Consider the following 16,549-nt stretch of genomic DNA (forward strand, 5'->3'; position numbering starts at 1 on the left):
TTAGAAAGCGGGCTATCATAGAGACCGTTAACGATGAACTTAAGAATATTGCACAGGTGGAACATTCCAGACACAGATCTTTCGACAACTTCATTGTCAATACTCTTGGAGCTTTGGCAGCATATTGCTTCTTTCCTAAGAAACCTACAATTGCCGTTCAAAGGACTATTGATAGACAATTGACCTTATTCTAATTCGTCGAACTCACGTTAAAATTAGTAGCTGTAAGAATGTAATAAGACCTCGGCATCCTATAAAGGGTGTCGAGGTCTTCACGTTATCTGATGACAGTTTAGTTTGTTGGTTTCATCTACTGTCCACGCCCTGTATTGCTTTTCTGCATTTGCAGCGCGTGTCATAGCTGGCTGTGCGGCACGAGTCTGCGCAGTTTGGGTTGCATCAATAGTGATATGGCAGTTGATTTCAGAATGGTGGGTATGCCGAAGCCGTTGGCATAGAGATAAACTTGCTTGGCATGTGCAGGAAGTGTGATGTTCTCTTTGACTTGACCGTTCTCGTTAGTAAAAACACGGCAGAGTGGTGTCTGTTTCTTTTGCCGATAATAAATCCTAATTGATTGTCTGACTATCTGTAAGTATCATTTACCGCATATTGTTGCTTCGGCTCGCCTTGATAATGCTGTTTGTAATACTACCGAAAGGATGATGAGCAGTACGCCAAACCAGAATGCGCCATTGAGTTCTTGTCCTTCGTCGAAGAGCATCATGGCGAGTACGATGCTATAAAGCGGTTCGAGGTTATAGCTCAGATTGACGGTGAATGCTGATATGGTGCGTAGTGCTTGTAGCTGTGTGAGGAACGGACCGATGGTAAACACCGATGCAAACATCAATATCATGGCCCAGTCGATACCCGTAGGCAATAGTGTTGCGGTGGGGTAGAGGTGGAGATATATTGGCAGTATGACTGTCAGAGCGCCCCATCCTGCCAGCAATTCGTAGAGTAGCATGGTGCTGCTTGAGCGTCCGGTTTGCTGTTGTACACGTTTGCTGGTAATGGAGAATAAAGTGTAGAACAGCGATGAGAATGTACCGATGATGATACCTGTGCGATGTCTGGTATCCAGACCGAAGATGAGTAGGATGCCTGCCAGAGTGAGAAGACTGAGTGCCAGTTCATGCCACGACATGCGTCGGTGTCCGATGAGCGGTTCGATGATGGCAGTAAAGAATCCGTTGAGTGCGATACAGACCACAGCGATACTTACGTTTGATGCTTTGATACTGGCGTAGAACAATACCCAGTGAATAGCCAGCAGTATGCCACATCCAGCAATACGTGCAAGTTGGTGGCGTTCGGGTATGCTGACGCGGTGGTTCATGCGCATTACAATCCATAGTACGATGGCTGCAATAAGCATTCTATACCAAACTAAAGGAATCTCTGTTAGTGCGATGATACGCCCGAAGATACCGGTAGCTCCCGCCAACAGTATGCCGATGTGTAGTCTCAGATAGTTGTGTGGGTTGTTTTCTTGTGTCATATTAAGGCGTTTTTTTGGATTTGCTGTAAGTTTGTTATTCCTTCTTTGTCGTCTTTACAGGTTTCTTATCGCTCATATATCTCTTATAGAGCGTATAGTATTTATCGTAGCGTCCGTCTCGCACCACCGCCTTGAGCTTGGCATATTCGTTCAGCAGACTGTCTTTTTGAAGAATGGCTTGCGATTCGGGTTGGGCATAGATGCGTTCCATGGTTTTGCTCATGTTCAGACACTCTTTCAACGGGATATTTCCTGCCTCTGCATGCAATATCACCAGATTGACGAATGCCGAGATGAGGTAGTATCTGTTAAGTGGATCTTTGAATTTGGCGAATCTGTCGGCCTGATTCATCATCTTGTGGAAGTATAACTCAGAGCGTATCTCCGCTTCCTTATCACCCATACGTGAGAACTGATAGTTGGTCATACTCGTACGCATCTGGTGGTTTCGGTGCATGTTGGATATCATTGGGGTTTGTTTTGCAAAATTACACCTTATGATTGTAATGACCAAACATTTATTTGGAAATCTGCAAGACTAAGCGTGTTGCTGTTTTGTCTGACAGTTTGATACTATTCTCTATGACGACAATTTTTTTCGGTTGTTGACAGAAAAAGGATAGATGCAGGATGGAAAATACAAAGAAAAAATGGACTGCTCCATCACCGGAGCAGTCCATGTTGAATCAAAAGTAATGAATTATTTGAAAATCAGTTGTGCAAATTGATAGATGCTTTCGCGCCATACAGGCCAAGTGTGACCGCCTGGGTACTCGTAGTAGTCGTATTTCAAACCCATTTCGTCAAAGCGTGCACGCATGGCTTTGCAGTTTTCATAGGCGATGTCTTCTTCTCCGCCCATTGACAGCCAAAGTTTCTTGAGGTTCTTATTGTAAATGGCAACCTTTTCTTTCAGCGTTTTGTAACATGCCTCCGTATCAATAAACGATGCCCAAGGTACTCGTTCTTTAAACCATCCCGAACTGAATACACCGGCATAGCTCACCAGGTCAGGACTTGACACCAAGGCGTTGAGTGTATGTATTCCGCCCATTGACAGTCCGGCTAAGGCACGATACTTCATGCCTTTCTTCACTCGGAAGTTCTTCTCTACGAAAGGAATCCCCTCTTGTGTCCATTCGGCAGTAAAGTCGCTGGTGTTGCCATCCATCATCACTACAACCATTGGCACAGCCTTGCCATCGGCAATCAAGTTGTCGAGAATGATATCTGTCAGTCCTTGGTTGCTCCATCCGCGTTCGTCCTCACCGCCACCATGCTGCAGATAGAGCACGGGAAAGGTGGCTTTGGGATTGGTATCGTAGGCTGCAGGGGTATAGATATACATGGTTTTCCATTTGTTGTCAACCTTTGAGAAGTATCGTTTGCGGTGTACGTCGCCACGAGCAACATCACGTTGGGCAAAGCGTGGAGCTTTGATGTCATCATAGGGAATCTCTACACCGCTGGTCATCATCGAACAGCCATAGAACGATTCACTCTGCGGATCTGCCACACGTACTCCGTCTATTACGAGGAAATAGTAGTGGAAACCTTCGCTCTGCGGATCAGTCACACAAGTCCATATGCCATCACGGTCTTTATACATATCATATTTTCGTCCAAGGTCTATCTGCACATGTTTGGCAGTAGGAGCCTTGACGCGGAATACCACACGATGGTCGGCCAATACCTTAGGATAATGTTGTCCGCGGATATTCCAGAGTGAAGGCTGTCCTTCTTGGTTAGCGAGTGCTTGCTTGGCTTTGGCCTCTTGTTGGAAGAACGTCACCATTTCGTTGAAGGTATTTTCGTTGAATGTCACAGGACCATGCTCGCCACCTTCCACGGTGATGAACTTTTCCAACCGTCCGTTTTTCTTCAGTGCCGCAGCAAAACGCTCGCTCTGACAGTAAGGCACTACGCTGTCGGAATTGCCATGTATGACGAGGAAACGAGGAATGTTTGGTGTGACGTAGCTGTAAGGACTGGTGAGTGAAATCATGTCAGGCATATCGGCAGGCGCACCACCTATCAGTGCGGCTTCTGGTGATTTGGCATCTTTTACAGTCTCGCAGCGTTCCATAGTTGCCATATCGACTGGTCCAAACCAATCCACTATAGCATCCACTTCACTGGAATAGTCTGTATAATGCCCTACATTGCCTTCGATATCTACCGTGGTCTTACCTACGGTGTGTGTCTTCATGTGGTTGGTTACACCAGCCAGCGATGACAGATGACCACCAGAAGAATATCCTGTGATGCCGATGAACGAGGTGTCGAGATGATAGTCCTCGGCATGGGCACGAATATAGCGGATGGCGGCTTTCACATCGTTGATCTGTGCAGGGAATTTTGCGTCACCGCTACTACGATGGTTGATGCTTACTACGGCAAAGCCGGCATCCACCAGAGGTTTGCCGATTGATAGATAGCCCATGGCCTTCATGTTGTTGGCAAACCATGCGCTACCATATATTACCATCACCACTTTATACTTCTCATGACCTGTAGCAGGTAGATAGATGTCCAGTCGGTGAGCTTCCAAACTATCGCCTGCATAGTTCAAATCCTTGTACTGCGGATTGGTTTCAGGCATTTTGAATCCGCCTGGTGCGCTCTGTGGCTGTGCCATCATCACGATGGCACAGCAGAGCATAAGTAATGATAAGATAGATTTTTTCATTATAGTATTTTTGACTATATGCTTTATTTGAAGAGCAGCGGTGCCATAGTGTGCAGGGCACGGCGCCATGACAGAAACTCGTGGGCTGTGCCCTCAGAGATATGTCCCACAGCGTTGAAACCAGCTTCTTTCAAGCGAGCTGTTGAAGCGTTGATGGCTTCGGGACGCTCTTTGCTACCACAGCTTTGGAAGATCAGTTTCACCTCGCCCTTATCTTTCAGATCGGCAGGTTCGTACTGTCCACCGCTCAGCAGTCCCCAGTATGCAAACATCTCTGGGCGGCGCATGGTGATGAGTTTGGTTTCAAAACCACCCATTGACAATCCTGCCATTGCACGATTGCTGCGGTCAGCCTTGGTCTGGAAATTGGCATCAATATAAGGAATGAGCTCATCCACCAATACGGTTTCAAACTCCTTGGCATCAAACTTATTGATATGTCCGAAGCGCACATCGTTGGTCATGCCGTAGGTCATCACAATGATAAACGGTTTGCACTTACCTTCTGCAATCAGGTTGTCCATTATAAGGTTGGCATGACCTTGGTTGCTCCAAGCTGTTTCGTCCTCGCCCCATCCGTGTTGCAGATAGAGTACAGGGAAGCGTTCTTTCTTGTTTTTGCCATACGTCGGTGGAGTATAGACAAAAGCGCGACGCACGGTGTTGGTGCTTTTTGAGGGGAACAATACCTGTTGTACATGACCATGAGCCACATTCATGCGGTTCTCATAGAATGCTTGATCGTGGGCAGGAATCTCAATACCACTCTCCCAACGGCATGAACCATAGTAGTTGTTGGCACCTGGGTCGTTTACCACAGCACCATCAATGGTCAGGTGATAATAGTGGAAACCTTCATCCATAGGACCTTCTGTAGTTCCAGTCCATACGCCGTCCTTGTCTTTGCGCAGTACTGTACCGCCACGACCACCTAATCCGAGACTTACAATAACAGATTTGGCATCTGGAGCTACAATGCGGAAACGGGCATAACCCTCAGAGTTGACCATAGGATACTGTTGTCCAGGCTGGTTCTTTGAACTGGGTACAAAGTCTTCCTTAGGCTGATGTTGGTCGAGTGCAACATTGAAGTCCTTTACTACGCTATATACCTTCTTGGCTTTGTAGTTTGCATCAAAGAGCAACGGATGGTTATTCACGCCAAGCCAGGAGTCGCGGTCAGAAAGATTCCAAAATGTTACGTTGTCAATCACGTCCTTGTGTTTGCGCAATACGCGGAACACACGTGCATACTGGTCTTCCTGCAGTGCAGCAATATATGCGGGCTGTGCTACGGCTTGACCACGTGAGAACTGCAACTGTCCACCCATTTCCTCATTGGTACGGATGTCGAGTTCGGTGATGTGGATATGTTTTACCAACTGAGAATATTTGGTCAGTGCAGCATCAATATCCTTTTCCGATGGTCCATAGATGTTGTAGTGCCCCTGCATACCAATACCAGTGATTGGTACACCGGCATCCTGCATCTTCTTCACCATATTGTATATTCGCTCGCACTTCTTGGGGTCTGCAGCGTTGTAGTCGTTATAGAACAGCAGAGCGTTGGGGTCTGCCTCATGGGCATATTCAAAAGCTTTGGCAATAAATTCATCGCCACAAAGTTTGAACAGACGACTTTGGCGATAGGGAGAAGGCTCCTGTCCAGGACGGAAGCGCATCATGTTGTTGTCGTTCATGGCTTCGTTGACCACATCCCATGCATATACAATGTCCTTATATCTGTTGACCACAGTATGGATATGTTCGCGCAAGCGTTGGTAGAACACCTCTTTTTTCACTTCCTTACCTTTTTTATCGGTAAACATCCAGTCGGAGAACTGGCTGTGCCAAACCAGACAATGTCCGCGCAGTTTGATACCATTCTGTCGACAGAAGTTGGCAATACTGTCTGCAGCCCCCCAGTTCCATACACCTTCTTTCGGGTGTACCGATACAGGTTTCATATCATTCTCGGCAGTCACACTGTTAAATTCGCGCTTGATCAGTGCGATTTGTTCAGGCTGTGCAATATTGTGCTTATTGACAGCCACACCAATAGTGAAATAGTCTTTGTAGGCATCTTTCAAACCCTGTGCCTGAGCGGTTGTTGCGCTGATTGCAGCAAGAGCAACCCATACAATCTTTTGTTTGATCTTCATGTCTTTAGTTTAATTGTTTTAGGATGATGCAAAGATACATATAAAATATGTAGTAATGGTCATGCGGTGTAACACATTCTTTTTCGGTTCTTTCATTTCTGCTGGTTGAGATAATAGATAAAGATGTTGAAATGGTGTGTGGGATGGAATCGGAAGCAAGTATAGATGTCCTGATATTGATTATTCTTGAATAAGAAGACAAAAACAACGAGTCCACGAAACATGGTTTCCGTGGACTCGTTTCGTATGATAGCGTGAGTGCTTTCTGCTTGAAGTTTAGTTTTTCTTTGTCAGCACATAGTGTTTAGCCATTTCTCCTTCAGGCTCGTTGCCGAGCGAATCGGTCATGATAAGGCTATTGTCATCCTTAACCTTGTAGTAAGAGGCCTCACCACTTGATGGGCGGATAATCTCAATCACGTGATTTGCTGATACCTTGAAGATGCCACTTGCCTCGTCGTGTCCATCCTTGCGGTCGATGTAGTCGGCAGCATACTGGTAAGTGCTATCGCTGTTGAGTGTCAAGACAGTCTTGATTCCTGGGCAATCTGCTGCGGGGAGTGTTCCCTCATAGGTGCCCGCAATCGATTCGATAGCAATGCCATCAGCCTGCAGCGAATCACTCTCTACACAGCTGAGGCTATCTGTATCAGTTTTCTGACCTGTTGTCTTGTTGCCATTGCATGAAACAACAAACATTGCAGCAATAACGGCTACTGCTAAAATAATTGTCTTTTTCATATTTTATACACTTTGTTTTGATAAATAGTCAAGGGTAATCCACACTTTTCCTGATGAAGTTCCCGTTTCATCATCTAATGAGTGGGATTGTTGTATGTGGAAGTTTATGTGGAGTAGGAGGGTGTTGCACCTGTATTGTTATTCATCCCAATAGCGAATCTTGCGTGTCTGCACCACGTTGGTAGATTGGCTTTGTGCATCTTTCTCCCAATACACGATGTTGAGTTGGTTGCGTGTCCAGTTGCCGTCATCGTCGTGGGCGGTATATTCATTGCGCATATTGACCGACATCAGACACTCCTTCTGTTCATTATAAACCTTTTGACTCTCGTTGAGTATTTCGTTCTTTTCGTTGTAGATATACTCATTGACATAGGTGATGGCAGCTTTCTCGTTGGTCAGCGTGCGGCGCACCAGTCTGTTTCTGTCATCATACTCATAACTGATGCTGCTTGTGCCGTTGCGTTCCAGCATCTTCGCCTTTGTCAGATAACCATATTCATTATATATGCGCTCCATGATGTCAGGATTCTCCATCTTGCCGTCTCGTGCGAAACGCTCCATGGCATTCTCCGACACCGGATTGGTGGTCATCACCTCTTGCACATTGCCTTTCAGTCCCAACAGTACCGCATCTTTATAAAAAGGAGTAGTAGGTTGGAAGAAGATATTGATATCCGAAGCCCCATCGTTGTTTTTAGTGATAGATACTTTCACATTGCCATAGTCGTTGAAGAAATAGTATGATCCGTTTCGTGTGGTATAGTTGCCATAGTCTTGCGACAGTTTGCGGAGGAAATAAGCCGTATTGCGGTTCATCATCTCTTTGGTACGATAGGGTCCCACGGTGAAATACATCGATTCAACCCGTTTGGTGTCTTTATCGGCACTAACCATCAGTTTGGCACGTATGCCATAGAAGTTTCCCCGGAAATAATAGTCTTCGCCATCTCCCGAATCTCCCCATGGTGTGAAGTTTTTCTCTTGTATGCGTACAAGGAACGAATCGACCGCTCCCTCGATGGGCACACCCATAAAGTCGAGGCAGCGCACATCTGTAGTCTGTGCCTTTCCGCTGGCAAGTGATAGCCAGACCATTAGTGTTATGATGCAGTATCTAACCATTTTCCGTGCAAAGATAGTGCAAACCGAGAGAAGTACAAAGAAAAAACACTTTTTTCTTTGTACTTCCGAGGTGTAGCCTATCTAAGCAATGAGATTGCAGAGATACGATTAAGTGAGCGAAAAGCAAAAGAAAAAGTATTTTTTTCTTCTGCTTTGCCGAACGTGAGTATCTTGGGGCTTCAAGTCCAAAGATAGTGCAAACCGAGAGAAATACAAAGAGAAACGTAGTTTTTCTTTTATTTCCGAGGTGTAGCCTATCGAAGAGGCATTGCCTCAAAGATAGTGCAAATCGAATGCAGAATAGCAAGCTTGCTTAAATATTATGCTTAAAAAAACATAATAACCCAATTGTTTTGCTATGTTTATTTGGATGTATGTGTCAAAAAGTGTATCTTTGTGATGATTTTATGTGTCAGAAAGTGTAAGATATTGCCATTGTTATGTGTCTAAAAGTGTAAATCTATGAAAAGAAAGATATATACTCAGCTTGTAGATTGGAAGAACCAAGAGCGTCGTAAGCCATTGGTATAAAATGGAGTAAGACAATGTGGAAAAACCTATATTCTAAAAGAATTCGGCCAAAAAGAGTTTGATAATCTTGTTTACGTCAGTTGTGATAGGAATGAGAGTCTGCATGCAATATATTCAAGCGACTTTGACACAGCAAGAATTATTAGAGGATTAAGTGCTTTGACCGGAGTGGATATAATCCCCGGCAAGACTCTTATATTCTTAGATGAGGTGCAAGCATTTCCACAAGCATTGGAAGCATTGAAGTATTTCTGCGAAGATGCCCCAGAGTATCATATTGTAGTTGCAGGTTCGTTGTTAGGAGTAGCCTTGCATACAGGAGTGTCTTTTCCTGTAGGCAAGGTACAGACCATGCGACTATTTCCTATGGATTTTGAGGAATTTCTTATGGCAATGGGTGAAGATCAACTATTAAAACTTATGCATAGCAAGGACTATGAGCTGATGAATGCCTTTCATGAGAAACTGAAAGACTATTTGCGACAATACTATTACGTGGGTGGAATGCCTGAAGTAGTGAAGACGTATGTGGAAAACAGATTGTTAAACCAAGTGCGCACTATACAGAACGAAATTCTCTCCAACTATGCCAGCGACTTCTCCAAGCATGCTCCTACGCAAGAGGTGCCGCGCATAGACATGGTATGGCAGTCGATATTGGGCCAACTTTCTAAAGAGAACAAGAAATTTGTGTATGGTGTATTGAAGAAGGGTGGCAGAGCCAAGGAGTTTGAACTGGCCATACAATGGTTGGTGGATACTGGTTTAGTGTATAAGATAACAAAGGTGACAAAGCCGGAATTGCCCTTGAAGTTTTATGAAGACTTGTCGGCATTCAAGCTTTATCTATGCGATTGTGGACTGATGGGGGCTATGGCAGATACCGCAGCCAAGGATGTGTTGCTTGGTGATAACGTGTTTACGGAGTATAAAGGAGCGTTCACCGAACAGTATGTTCTTCAACAGTTGCTTGCGTCAGGCATCAATCCCATCTACTATTACAGTTCTGACACATCTCGTATGGAAATGGATTTCCTTGTTCAACGCAATGGTGCCCTATTGCCTATAGAGGTGAAGGGAGGAACAAGCATAAAGGCCACTTCGCTGCACAACTATCTTATGGAACATCCTGACATATCAGCCATACGCTATTCTATGCTGCCATACCGCCAACAAAAGAACATCACAAATATGCCGTTATACGGAGCTTTCCTACAATAATAACATCGGTCAAGCAAAGTAGCTCGTTAATAATCCTCTACAAACCTATCTGCACTACGTTTCTGAATCCCGCCACCACTCCCTACTTTTGAAATGCTTTCGCCTGTTGGAATCACTTATTGGTTCTTATCTTTGAACAGTTGCCTATTCCTTCAGCCATCCACTGATGAGGTTGATGATTTCCTGTCTGGTGGGTTCGGGGAATGAGAGAATTCGTGTGCGGTGTGAACCACCCTTGCAAACATATACATGCAAGTTGGTTTTGTTTTTGGTGAATGGTAGTCCGGCAACGCCCGATGCGCCCCATGGGTCAAGGTCACCATAGATATAGATCATCTTAGGATCGTTGTGGGTCAGATATTCCACTGTGCGTTTGTAGAGTTCCGGTGAGAATTTTACGTCTTCTGCACCTTTGGGCAACATCAGTCGCTTCAGGTATCCTTTTGCAGTCTTGATGCTCAGGTATTTCTTGAAAGGTTTGGTATAATAGCCATAGTATTCCTGTTGCCCTCATCTTTCGCGTGATGTTCACGCGCGTATGCGCATGCGCGATGTGTTGTTTTTTCGACCACCGACCACCCGTGATGGTTATGTCTCTGAGTAGTAAAGACTTATATGGTGTTCGATATTGTGGAATCGACCACCCTTCGACCACCGATCGACCACCAACTATATTTTTCTTTCCCTGGTAGTCTGACGTGTTTGAATCGATTGCCTATCGCTGGAAACTACATTTACCCAACGTTTGACACAACTCTTTCGCAATGTTTGAAATAACTTTTACCCAACGTTTGATATAACTCTTTTCAACGTTGGACACAACCATTATCCAACGTTTGACAATACTATTATCCAACGTTTGATAATACTATTATCCAACGTTTGACACAACCATTATCCAACGTTAGACAAAACTTTTGTCAGGCGTTAGAAAAACGCTGAAAAAAACAAGTGTAGCATTTACATTGATACCAGTTTGTGTGGAAACTATCGTTAGGGCTATCCAAAAACAAGAGAATAGCGATTCCTATATGCCTACGAATAGATTGTGTCGTAGTTATTTTTCGTGCGTGAATAATGCATATGAAATCCACCCATATCTATATGTCAACCCACACGAAGAAGTGTATGGATGAACATATAGTTATGGGTGGCACGATATTCAACGAACCGATATTACATCGTTGCTCCGAATCTGGCGCTTGGCAGTGGAGCTGTGAAGTAGTAGTTCTGATCGTTGTTGTTATCCAAGAAAACTACCTTTTTCATGCCAAAGAAAGGAATGCCGTTGGGGAAAAGGCGAGCAAAATCGGTAACACCGCCAGAGCGTGCAGGACTTTCGGCTTTCACGTCGAAGTTCCATGCCTTGTCGAAGGCGAGTGGAGCACCTTTTTCCACATCATCTGATTCGCAATTGATATTCATGTTACTGCTTTGTTTGAAATTTTCGAATAGTGGGTCGAGTTGTCCGGCAACGCCGCTCTTGATGTCGGTATCAAACCAAATGCCGAGTGAAGCCCCTTTCTCCATTTGTTTCACACCCGTTTCTGTTGAGGCGAAATAATAGTTGGGAGTGAGTCGGCTGTGCTCCATATCTGCACCGTCCTGCTTAGGTTGTTTCAGTCCGAAGCGTGAATCGTAGATCAAATTGTTGACGAAAATGGGCTTTGCAGCCTTCTCGACCCATACCGAACCGCCTTTTGTGTTTTTGGCGCGACGCCATCCACAATCTACAACCGTATTGTTATATACGGTCATTTCGGTGAGAGGAATCACCTCGCTGTTACCCGCATTTGAGAGTTTGAAAGCATTGGTGCAGGCATTGTAGATGATATTGTTAGCCACATCAAATTTGCATCCAGCCTTCACGTTGATAGCTTCGCCACCATCGGTCTTGTTTCCGCAATCAGCAAAGATGCTGTTGACAATGACGGCATTGCCGCCAGTAAAGTAGGTTAGGTCGTTGTAGGCATCGTGGAAGAAACTGTTTGCAATCACAAACTTACCGTTTACATTGCAAAAATGGAAGGCAGGCACACCGCCATCGATAGTAGTTTTGAAGAGTTTTCTTTGAAACGAGATGGAGTTTTCTGTAGGTGTTGCTCCTGCGTAGGCTATCTCTACATGGTTGAGCACCACTTCTTCCGAATTGTATCCGCAGATGATACCACCCCATGCCTCAGGTTTCTTGTCGTCTGAAGTAAACACAACGGGCTTCTCGGCAGTACCCATACAGTAGAGGTTGCCCAATACCACGATTTCGATGGGCACTTGCACTTCAGCCTGGCAAGTGACAGTCACACCCGGTTCGATGTAGAGCGAAGTGCCTTCCGGAATTTCTATGCTCTCGGTCAGCGTAGTGTCTTTGGTCCATACCAGCGACCCTATGGGGTATTCGGCAAACGATGTTTTGATGGCATCGGTAGAACCTTGGTTATTATTATCCTGATTGTTGTTGTTTACGTAATCGTATGGATTGATATTGTCGTTCTCGCATGCTGTTGAGAACACTGTCGTTGCCATGATCAACATGCAGGCGAAAGTATTTATCTGTTTCATATTTGTTCTTGTTTTTTATAGTTTATATCTTACTCCCAAAAGGAATGTTCTGCCGTATTTATACGTTCCTATGATGGTCTTATCACTCTGCTGTCCCTCATATTCAAGGTTGGCAGGGTTCACCGTCTTGAGGTATCTCTCTCGTTTGGCATCGAGCAGATTGTTGGCTTTGAAGAAGATAGAGAATCCGTTCATGAATTGTTTTTCGGCGCTAAGATCGAGTCCAAACATGGCTTTGTCCCATTGGTCGGCATCTTTGAAAGGTGATACCAATGCCAGTTTGGTGCCAGTGAACGAAGCCGCGAGTTGTCCATTCCATCCGTGTTCGGTATCCTTATACAGCAGAGAGAGGTTGGCGGTGTGTGGAGCCTGATTTACCAGAGGTCGGGTCTGGGTCACTCCCGTCTTATATTCCGCGCTGCCCTCTTGATATTCACGCTTTGATGTGGTGATTCTCGAATAGGTATAGGTGTAGTTTGCCTTTATACCAAAGTGGCGGATATACTTGATGACGTCGATTTCGAAACCCATGTTTTTGGCATTTCCCAAATTGTCGGGCATATAGTAGGCATCGGTTCCCGCACCAATCTTACCGTCGGAAGTGACAAACACCTGTTCGATAGGATCCTTCAGGTATTTATAGAATACGCCAGCCAGTATCTGCTCATTCTTTGACGGAAACCACTCCCATCGCAAGTCGATATTGTCGATGCGTGCTCGCTTCAGATTAGGATTACCCTTCTCCTGATATTCCTCGCCCTGAATCTGATAAGGCACAATCTCGTAGAATCCAGGTCGGTTGATGGAACGATAGTAGGATAGACGCACATTCATCTTTTGTGTAGGTGTCCACTTGATATTGGCAGAGGGCAGATAGTCCCAGTAGCTCTGTTCTCCCACCTGTCCCATGTTGCGGAAGTGTTGCAGCATGGTGTATATCTGGTTGGTGTGTTCTGCGCGGAAACCAACATTCACCTCGCCCAATTGACTCTTCATGGTCACCATGGCATAGGCTCCACCGATATGTTCCTTAGAGTCGTAGTTGAGTTGTGAGGCTTGCGAGTATGGAGTTCTGCATGTCCATTCGATATGGCCAAACTGCTCCAGACTATTGTCATCCAACGTCAGTTCGGTATCGGCAGGATTGAAGATGTAGGAATAGTATCTGTTGCTGCGTTCCTTGCGACGATACTGCCCGCCAGTTTTCCAAATAGCTTCCATATCGTTTCCGAAACGGGTGTTGTAAGTGAGGTTGATGTATCCAGCCCAATCGGTATCTCTGTTGTGTTGGAATCGGCGTTCCGCATTTTTTGGATACGTCTTGCTAATGGTCTTGTTGGGCGACCAGATCGAGCCGGAAACGGCATCCCCCTCTGTGTTGTCGGTAGTCACTGTGTTGCTCAGTGTGGCGTAGGTTCTATCGGGATCCTCCTCTTTGGCTTGAGAAAAAATTCCCGCCCAGTCGATGGTGAAATCCTTGGTGAGATGGTGAGTGCCCTTCAGATTGGTGGCAAAAATGCTTTGCGTGGTAGAGGTAGATCGCATCTCGTCATCTTGCGTATAACTGTTTTCGCCGATATATTCAGTACCGATGCCATTGCTGTATCTGATACCTTTGGAGTTGGTATGCACATACATATTATACCATTCCAACTTGTGACCAGGCAAAGTCAGGTCCAGTTTGGCATGAACACCCGTATTCAAATCGTGGATGCTGTAGTAGCGGTGTTGCAGCTTGGAAATATACATGGCCTGTTCGCCCGAAGCCATCTTTACAGAATTATAAGTGCGCTCAGTCCCCCGGAAGGTGTTTTGTATGCTACCTGCAACTATCACGCCCAAGCGGTCTTTCCAGAAGCGATTGCCTATGCTGATGCCACCAATGAAGTTGGGACTTGGAGCGGAGTGACTCTTTAGTTGCATCGGACCATTCTTAAAGTCGCTCATGCTTGCCTTGTATTCCGAACCGAAAGCCTCGTAAGGCGACTTGTGGGTATAGTCAGAACGGTTGCTTGTGAGATAGTCTCTGCCGTCTTTCCAGAAGTAATCGCTCGCTCCAATGGCAGCATTGGCTTGGAGCTGAAAACGTGAAGGAGCGTCCTTCATGACCATATCGACCACTCCACCGGCAGCATCACCTTCCATGTCGGCAGTCAACGACTTCGATACTACGAGGCGATCCATCAGGTCGCTTGGGAAGATGTTCAACGGGATGTAGCGGTTCTTGTCATCGGGACTTGGAATCTTCACCCCGTTCACAAGCGTGTAATTGTAGCGTTTGTCCATGCCACGGAGAATGGCATAAGAAGCCTCACCCGAGGCATCGCGCTCCATCGTGACACCCGATACGCGCTGAAGCACACTGGCCACATTGACGTCGGGAGACAGTTGGATGCTCTGCTGGCTAATCACGTTGATCACATTGCCAGCCGCCTTTACGGTTTCTACGGCACTACGGTCGGAGCGATATTCGCGATGACCCGTCACCACCACTTCGCCAAGTTCCTTCTGATCTTCAGTCATCGGAATGTCGAGTTTGTCTTTCTTGGCAACATCCACCACAATCTCCTGAGTCTTGTAGGCAATGTAGGAAACGATAAGGGTGAACTTTCCCTTGTTGGGCAATTCATGCAGGGTGAAAGTTCCGTCGAGGCCTGTAGTGGTGGTCACTTCAGGCAACTCTTTCACTCGGATCACAGTTCCGATGAGCGGTTCGCCCGTTTTGTTGTCCTTGACAGATCCATCCAGCGTATGGGCTTGGATAGTAGCTGTCACGGCGGCAAGCAATGCCGCACTGATTAAAAATCTTTTCATCTCAATATATGTCTCAGTAGAATACTTCTCTCTGCTTCCTTTTATTTGCTTTTTTCTATCGTGTGAATCACTTTGCCCTCTTTGTCAATCATCGACATGCGGAGCTGATTCTTGTCGGCTGTGATGACAGAAAAACCATCGGCAGAACTGCAAAATACGGTGCCGTCGATAGGTTTTACTGGGCGTGCCAACGACGACGATGAGTTGACCACATAGTCGATAGCATCTCCTTTCTTCTCGATATGCTGGAAATTATGGATGTGTCCGCAGGCGTAAATTGCCACATTATTATATTTATGGAGTACAGGCAACAGGCGCTTCTGCATATCAAGACGCTCGGTTTCCTTCTTGCCTGTCTCGGCGTAGATGGGGTGGTGACCCACCACGACGACCCAGTCTTCGTGGGCATTCTTTAGCGTTTCGTCGAGCCAAGAGAGTTGCGCTTGCATATCCTCCTTACACGCGTCGGGGTATGTGTCGGCATTCTTGCGATAAGAATCGATAAGGGGTGTGGTGTCGAGGAATACGATGCGTATGGTGGTATTCTTATGTGAAAACACCTTTGTGTAGTATTTGGCAGGCATCATCCAACGGCGGCTCACCTTGCCATAGTTGAGGAAAGCCTCGGTATTGCCCCGATATTCATGGTTGCCGCAAACAGGAAACCAGTCGAGCATGAGGTCGGGATGGGAGTAGATCAACTCGTAATTGGTCATCCAAAGTGGGTCTTGCAATGATGCCACTCCATTGAAATGATGGATATCGCCCACGGCAAGTACTGCTTCCGGATCTACCACATCAGCCATTTCGCCCATCAGTTCGGCAATCGGCTTTTGGTCGTAATAGCCATTCCGACCCATGTCGTTGGTCATATAAAGTGTGATTTCACCTTTCAATTTCTCCCATTCTGTGGCATTTTGTGCTTGCGCCTGCACGTTGGCAAGCATCAGACAGACAGCCATCAGCATCATGGCAACTCTATTGCCGCATGCTCTCATTACATTGTTTCTCATTTTATTTCTCTTTTAAAATTGATTTTATCCTCATCTAAGTAGTGTTCCGAAATACCGATATATGCTATTAAAGCACCCGAATCTCAAACCCATTCATGGTGGGTGAAATGCGAGTGCAAAGGTAGTGGGACGATGTGTCAAACGTGTTACGAGTGTTTGAACATCTTGATAAAGTCGTGTAACAATACTG

General features: G+C 45.7%; 11 protein-coding genes and 1 pseudogene. 2 read left to right on the top strand and 10 right to left on the bottom strand.

All coding sequences use genetic code 11. The annotated features are described in order from the left end of the window. Nucleotides 1-194 (top strand): transposase (locus CIK90_RS10775; protein WP_216820902.1); only part of this gene is annotated, 194 nt, incomplete at its 5' end. 404 nt (nucleotides 195-598) lie between these two features. On the opposite strand, the gene CIK90_RS10780 is transcribed toward CIK90_RS10775, so the two are convergent. From CIK90_RS10780 to CIK90_RS10805, 6 genes are all read right to left on the bottom strand, one after another. Then, nucleotides 599-1,504 carry a DMT family transporter gene (locus CIK90_RS10780; protein WP_094389817.1) on the bottom strand — a complete coding sequence of 302 codons (906 nt, stop codon included), beginning with the start codon at nucleotides 1,502-1,504 and terminating at the stop codon, nucleotides 599-601. A gap of 34 nt (nucleotides 1,505-1,538) precedes the next feature. Further along, entirely contained in the window at nucleotides 1,539-1,973 is a 435-nt protein-coding gene (locus tag CIK90_RS10785; protein ID WP_144007266.1) for a hypothetical protein, read from the bottom strand. A gap of 231 nt (nucleotides 1,974-2,204) precedes the next feature. Next, nucleotides 2,205-4,193: an alpha/beta hydrolase-fold protein gene (locus CIK90_RS14490; protein WP_254046337.1), complete on the bottom strand. Its 1,989-nt coding sequence runs from the start codon at nucleotides 4,191-4,193 to the stop codon at nucleotides 2,205-2,207. Between the two features lie 23 nt (nucleotides 4,194-4,216). Beyond that, the gene (gene xyn10D/fae1 / locus CIK90_RS10795) at nucleotides 4,217-6,355 is read right to left on the bottom strand and encodes a bifunctional endo-1,4-beta-xylanase/feruloyl esterase (RefSeq protein ID WP_094465340.1); all 2,139 of its coding nucleotides are present in this window, start codon (nucleotides 6,353-6,355) and stop codon (nucleotides 4,217-4,219) included. 276 nt (nucleotides 6,356-6,631) lie between these two features. Further along, nucleotides 6,632-7,096, bottom strand: a complete 465-nt coding sequence (locus CIK90_RS10800) for a copper resistance protein NlpE (protein WP_094389815.1) — start codon at nucleotides 7,094-7,096, stop codon at nucleotides 6,632-6,634. Between the two features lie 138 nt (nucleotides 7,097-7,234). Beyond that, nucleotides 7,235-8,194 carry a hypothetical protein gene (locus tag CIK90_RS10805; protein WP_094435239.1) on the bottom strand — a complete coding sequence of 320 codons (960 nt, stop codon included), beginning with the start codon at nucleotides 8,192-8,194 and terminating at the stop codon, nucleotides 7,235-7,237. 489 nt (nucleotides 8,195-8,683) lie between these two features. Between CIK90_RS10805 and CIK90_RS10810 the strand changes: the two are divergent. Further along, nucleotides 8,684-9,973: pseudogene (locus CIK90_RS10810) on the top strand (ATP-binding protein). A gap of 144 nt (nucleotides 9,974-10,117) precedes the next feature. Here the strand turns inward: CIK90_RS10810 and CIK90_RS10815 are convergent. The 4 genes from CIK90_RS10815 to CIK90_RS10830 form a co-directional block, all read right to left on the bottom strand. Next, nucleotides 10,118-10,396 (bottom strand): hypothetical protein, encoded by a 279-nt coding sequence (locus CIK90_RS10815; protein WP_094465342.1) that lies wholly within the window; start codon nucleotides 10,394-10,396, stop codon nucleotides 10,118-10,120. Nucleotides 10,397-11,149: 753 nt separating this feature from the next. Then, entirely contained in the window at nucleotides 11,150-12,532 is a 1,383-nt protein-coding gene (locus CIK90_RS10820; RefSeq protein WP_094465344.1) for a right-handed parallel beta-helix repeat-containing protein, read from the bottom strand. 15 nt (nucleotides 12,533-12,547) lie between these two features. Beyond that, entirely contained in the window at nucleotides 12,548-15,346 is a 2,799-nt protein-coding gene (locus tag CIK90_RS10825; protein WP_094465346.1) for a TonB-dependent receptor, read from the bottom strand. 41 nt (nucleotides 15,347-15,387) lie between these two features. Further along, entirely contained in the window at nucleotides 15,388-16,359 is a 972-nt protein-coding gene (locus CIK90_RS10830) for a metallophosphoesterase (protein ID WP_094389810.1), read from the bottom strand. Nucleotides 16,360-16,549: the final 190 nt, after the last annotated feature.

This window comes from Prevotella sp. P5-126 (genome assembly GCF_002251185.1).
In the GTDB taxonomy this organism is placed as follows: Bacteria; Bacteroidota; Bacteroidia; order Bacteroidales; family Bacteroidaceae; genus Prevotella.

Coding starts and splice junctions, on each gene's coding strand:
- CIK90_RS10780 (WP_094389817.1), bottom strand. CDS start 1,504: ATGACACAAGAAAACAACCCACACAACTATCTGAGACTACACATCGGC.
- CIK90_RS10785 (WP_144007266.1), bottom strand. CDS start 1,973: ATGATATCCAACATGCACCGAAACCACCAGATGCGTACGAGTATGACC.
- CIK90_RS14490 (WP_254046337.1), bottom strand. CDS start 4,193: ATGAAAAAATCTATCTTATCATTACTTATGCTCTGCTGTGCCATCGTG.
- xyn10D/fae1 (WP_094465340.1), bottom strand. CDS start 6,355: ATGAAGATCAAACAAAAGATTGTATGGGTTGCTCTTGCTGCAATCAGC.
- CIK90_RS10800 (WP_094389815.1), bottom strand. CDS start 7,096: ATGAAAAAGACAATTATTTTAGCAGTAGCCGTTATTGCTGCAATGTTT.
- CIK90_RS10805 (WP_094435239.1), bottom strand. CDS start 8,194: ATGGTCTGGCTATCACTTGCCAGCGGAAAGGCACAGACTACAGATGTG.
- CIK90_RS10815 (WP_094465342.1), bottom strand. CDS start 10,396: ATGTTGCCCAAAGGTGCAGAAGACGTAAAATTCTCACCGGAACTCTAC.
- CIK90_RS10820 (WP_094465344.1), bottom strand. CDS start 12,532: ATGAAACAGATAAATACTTTCGCCTGCATGTTGATCATGGCAACGACA.
- CIK90_RS10825 (WP_094465346.1), bottom strand. CDS start 15,346: ATGAAAAGATTTTTAATCAGTGCGGCATTGCTTGCCGCCGTGACAGCT.
- CIK90_RS10830 (WP_094389810.1), bottom strand. CDS start 16,359: ATGAGAAACAATGTAATGAGAGCATGCGGCAATAGAGTTGCCATGATG.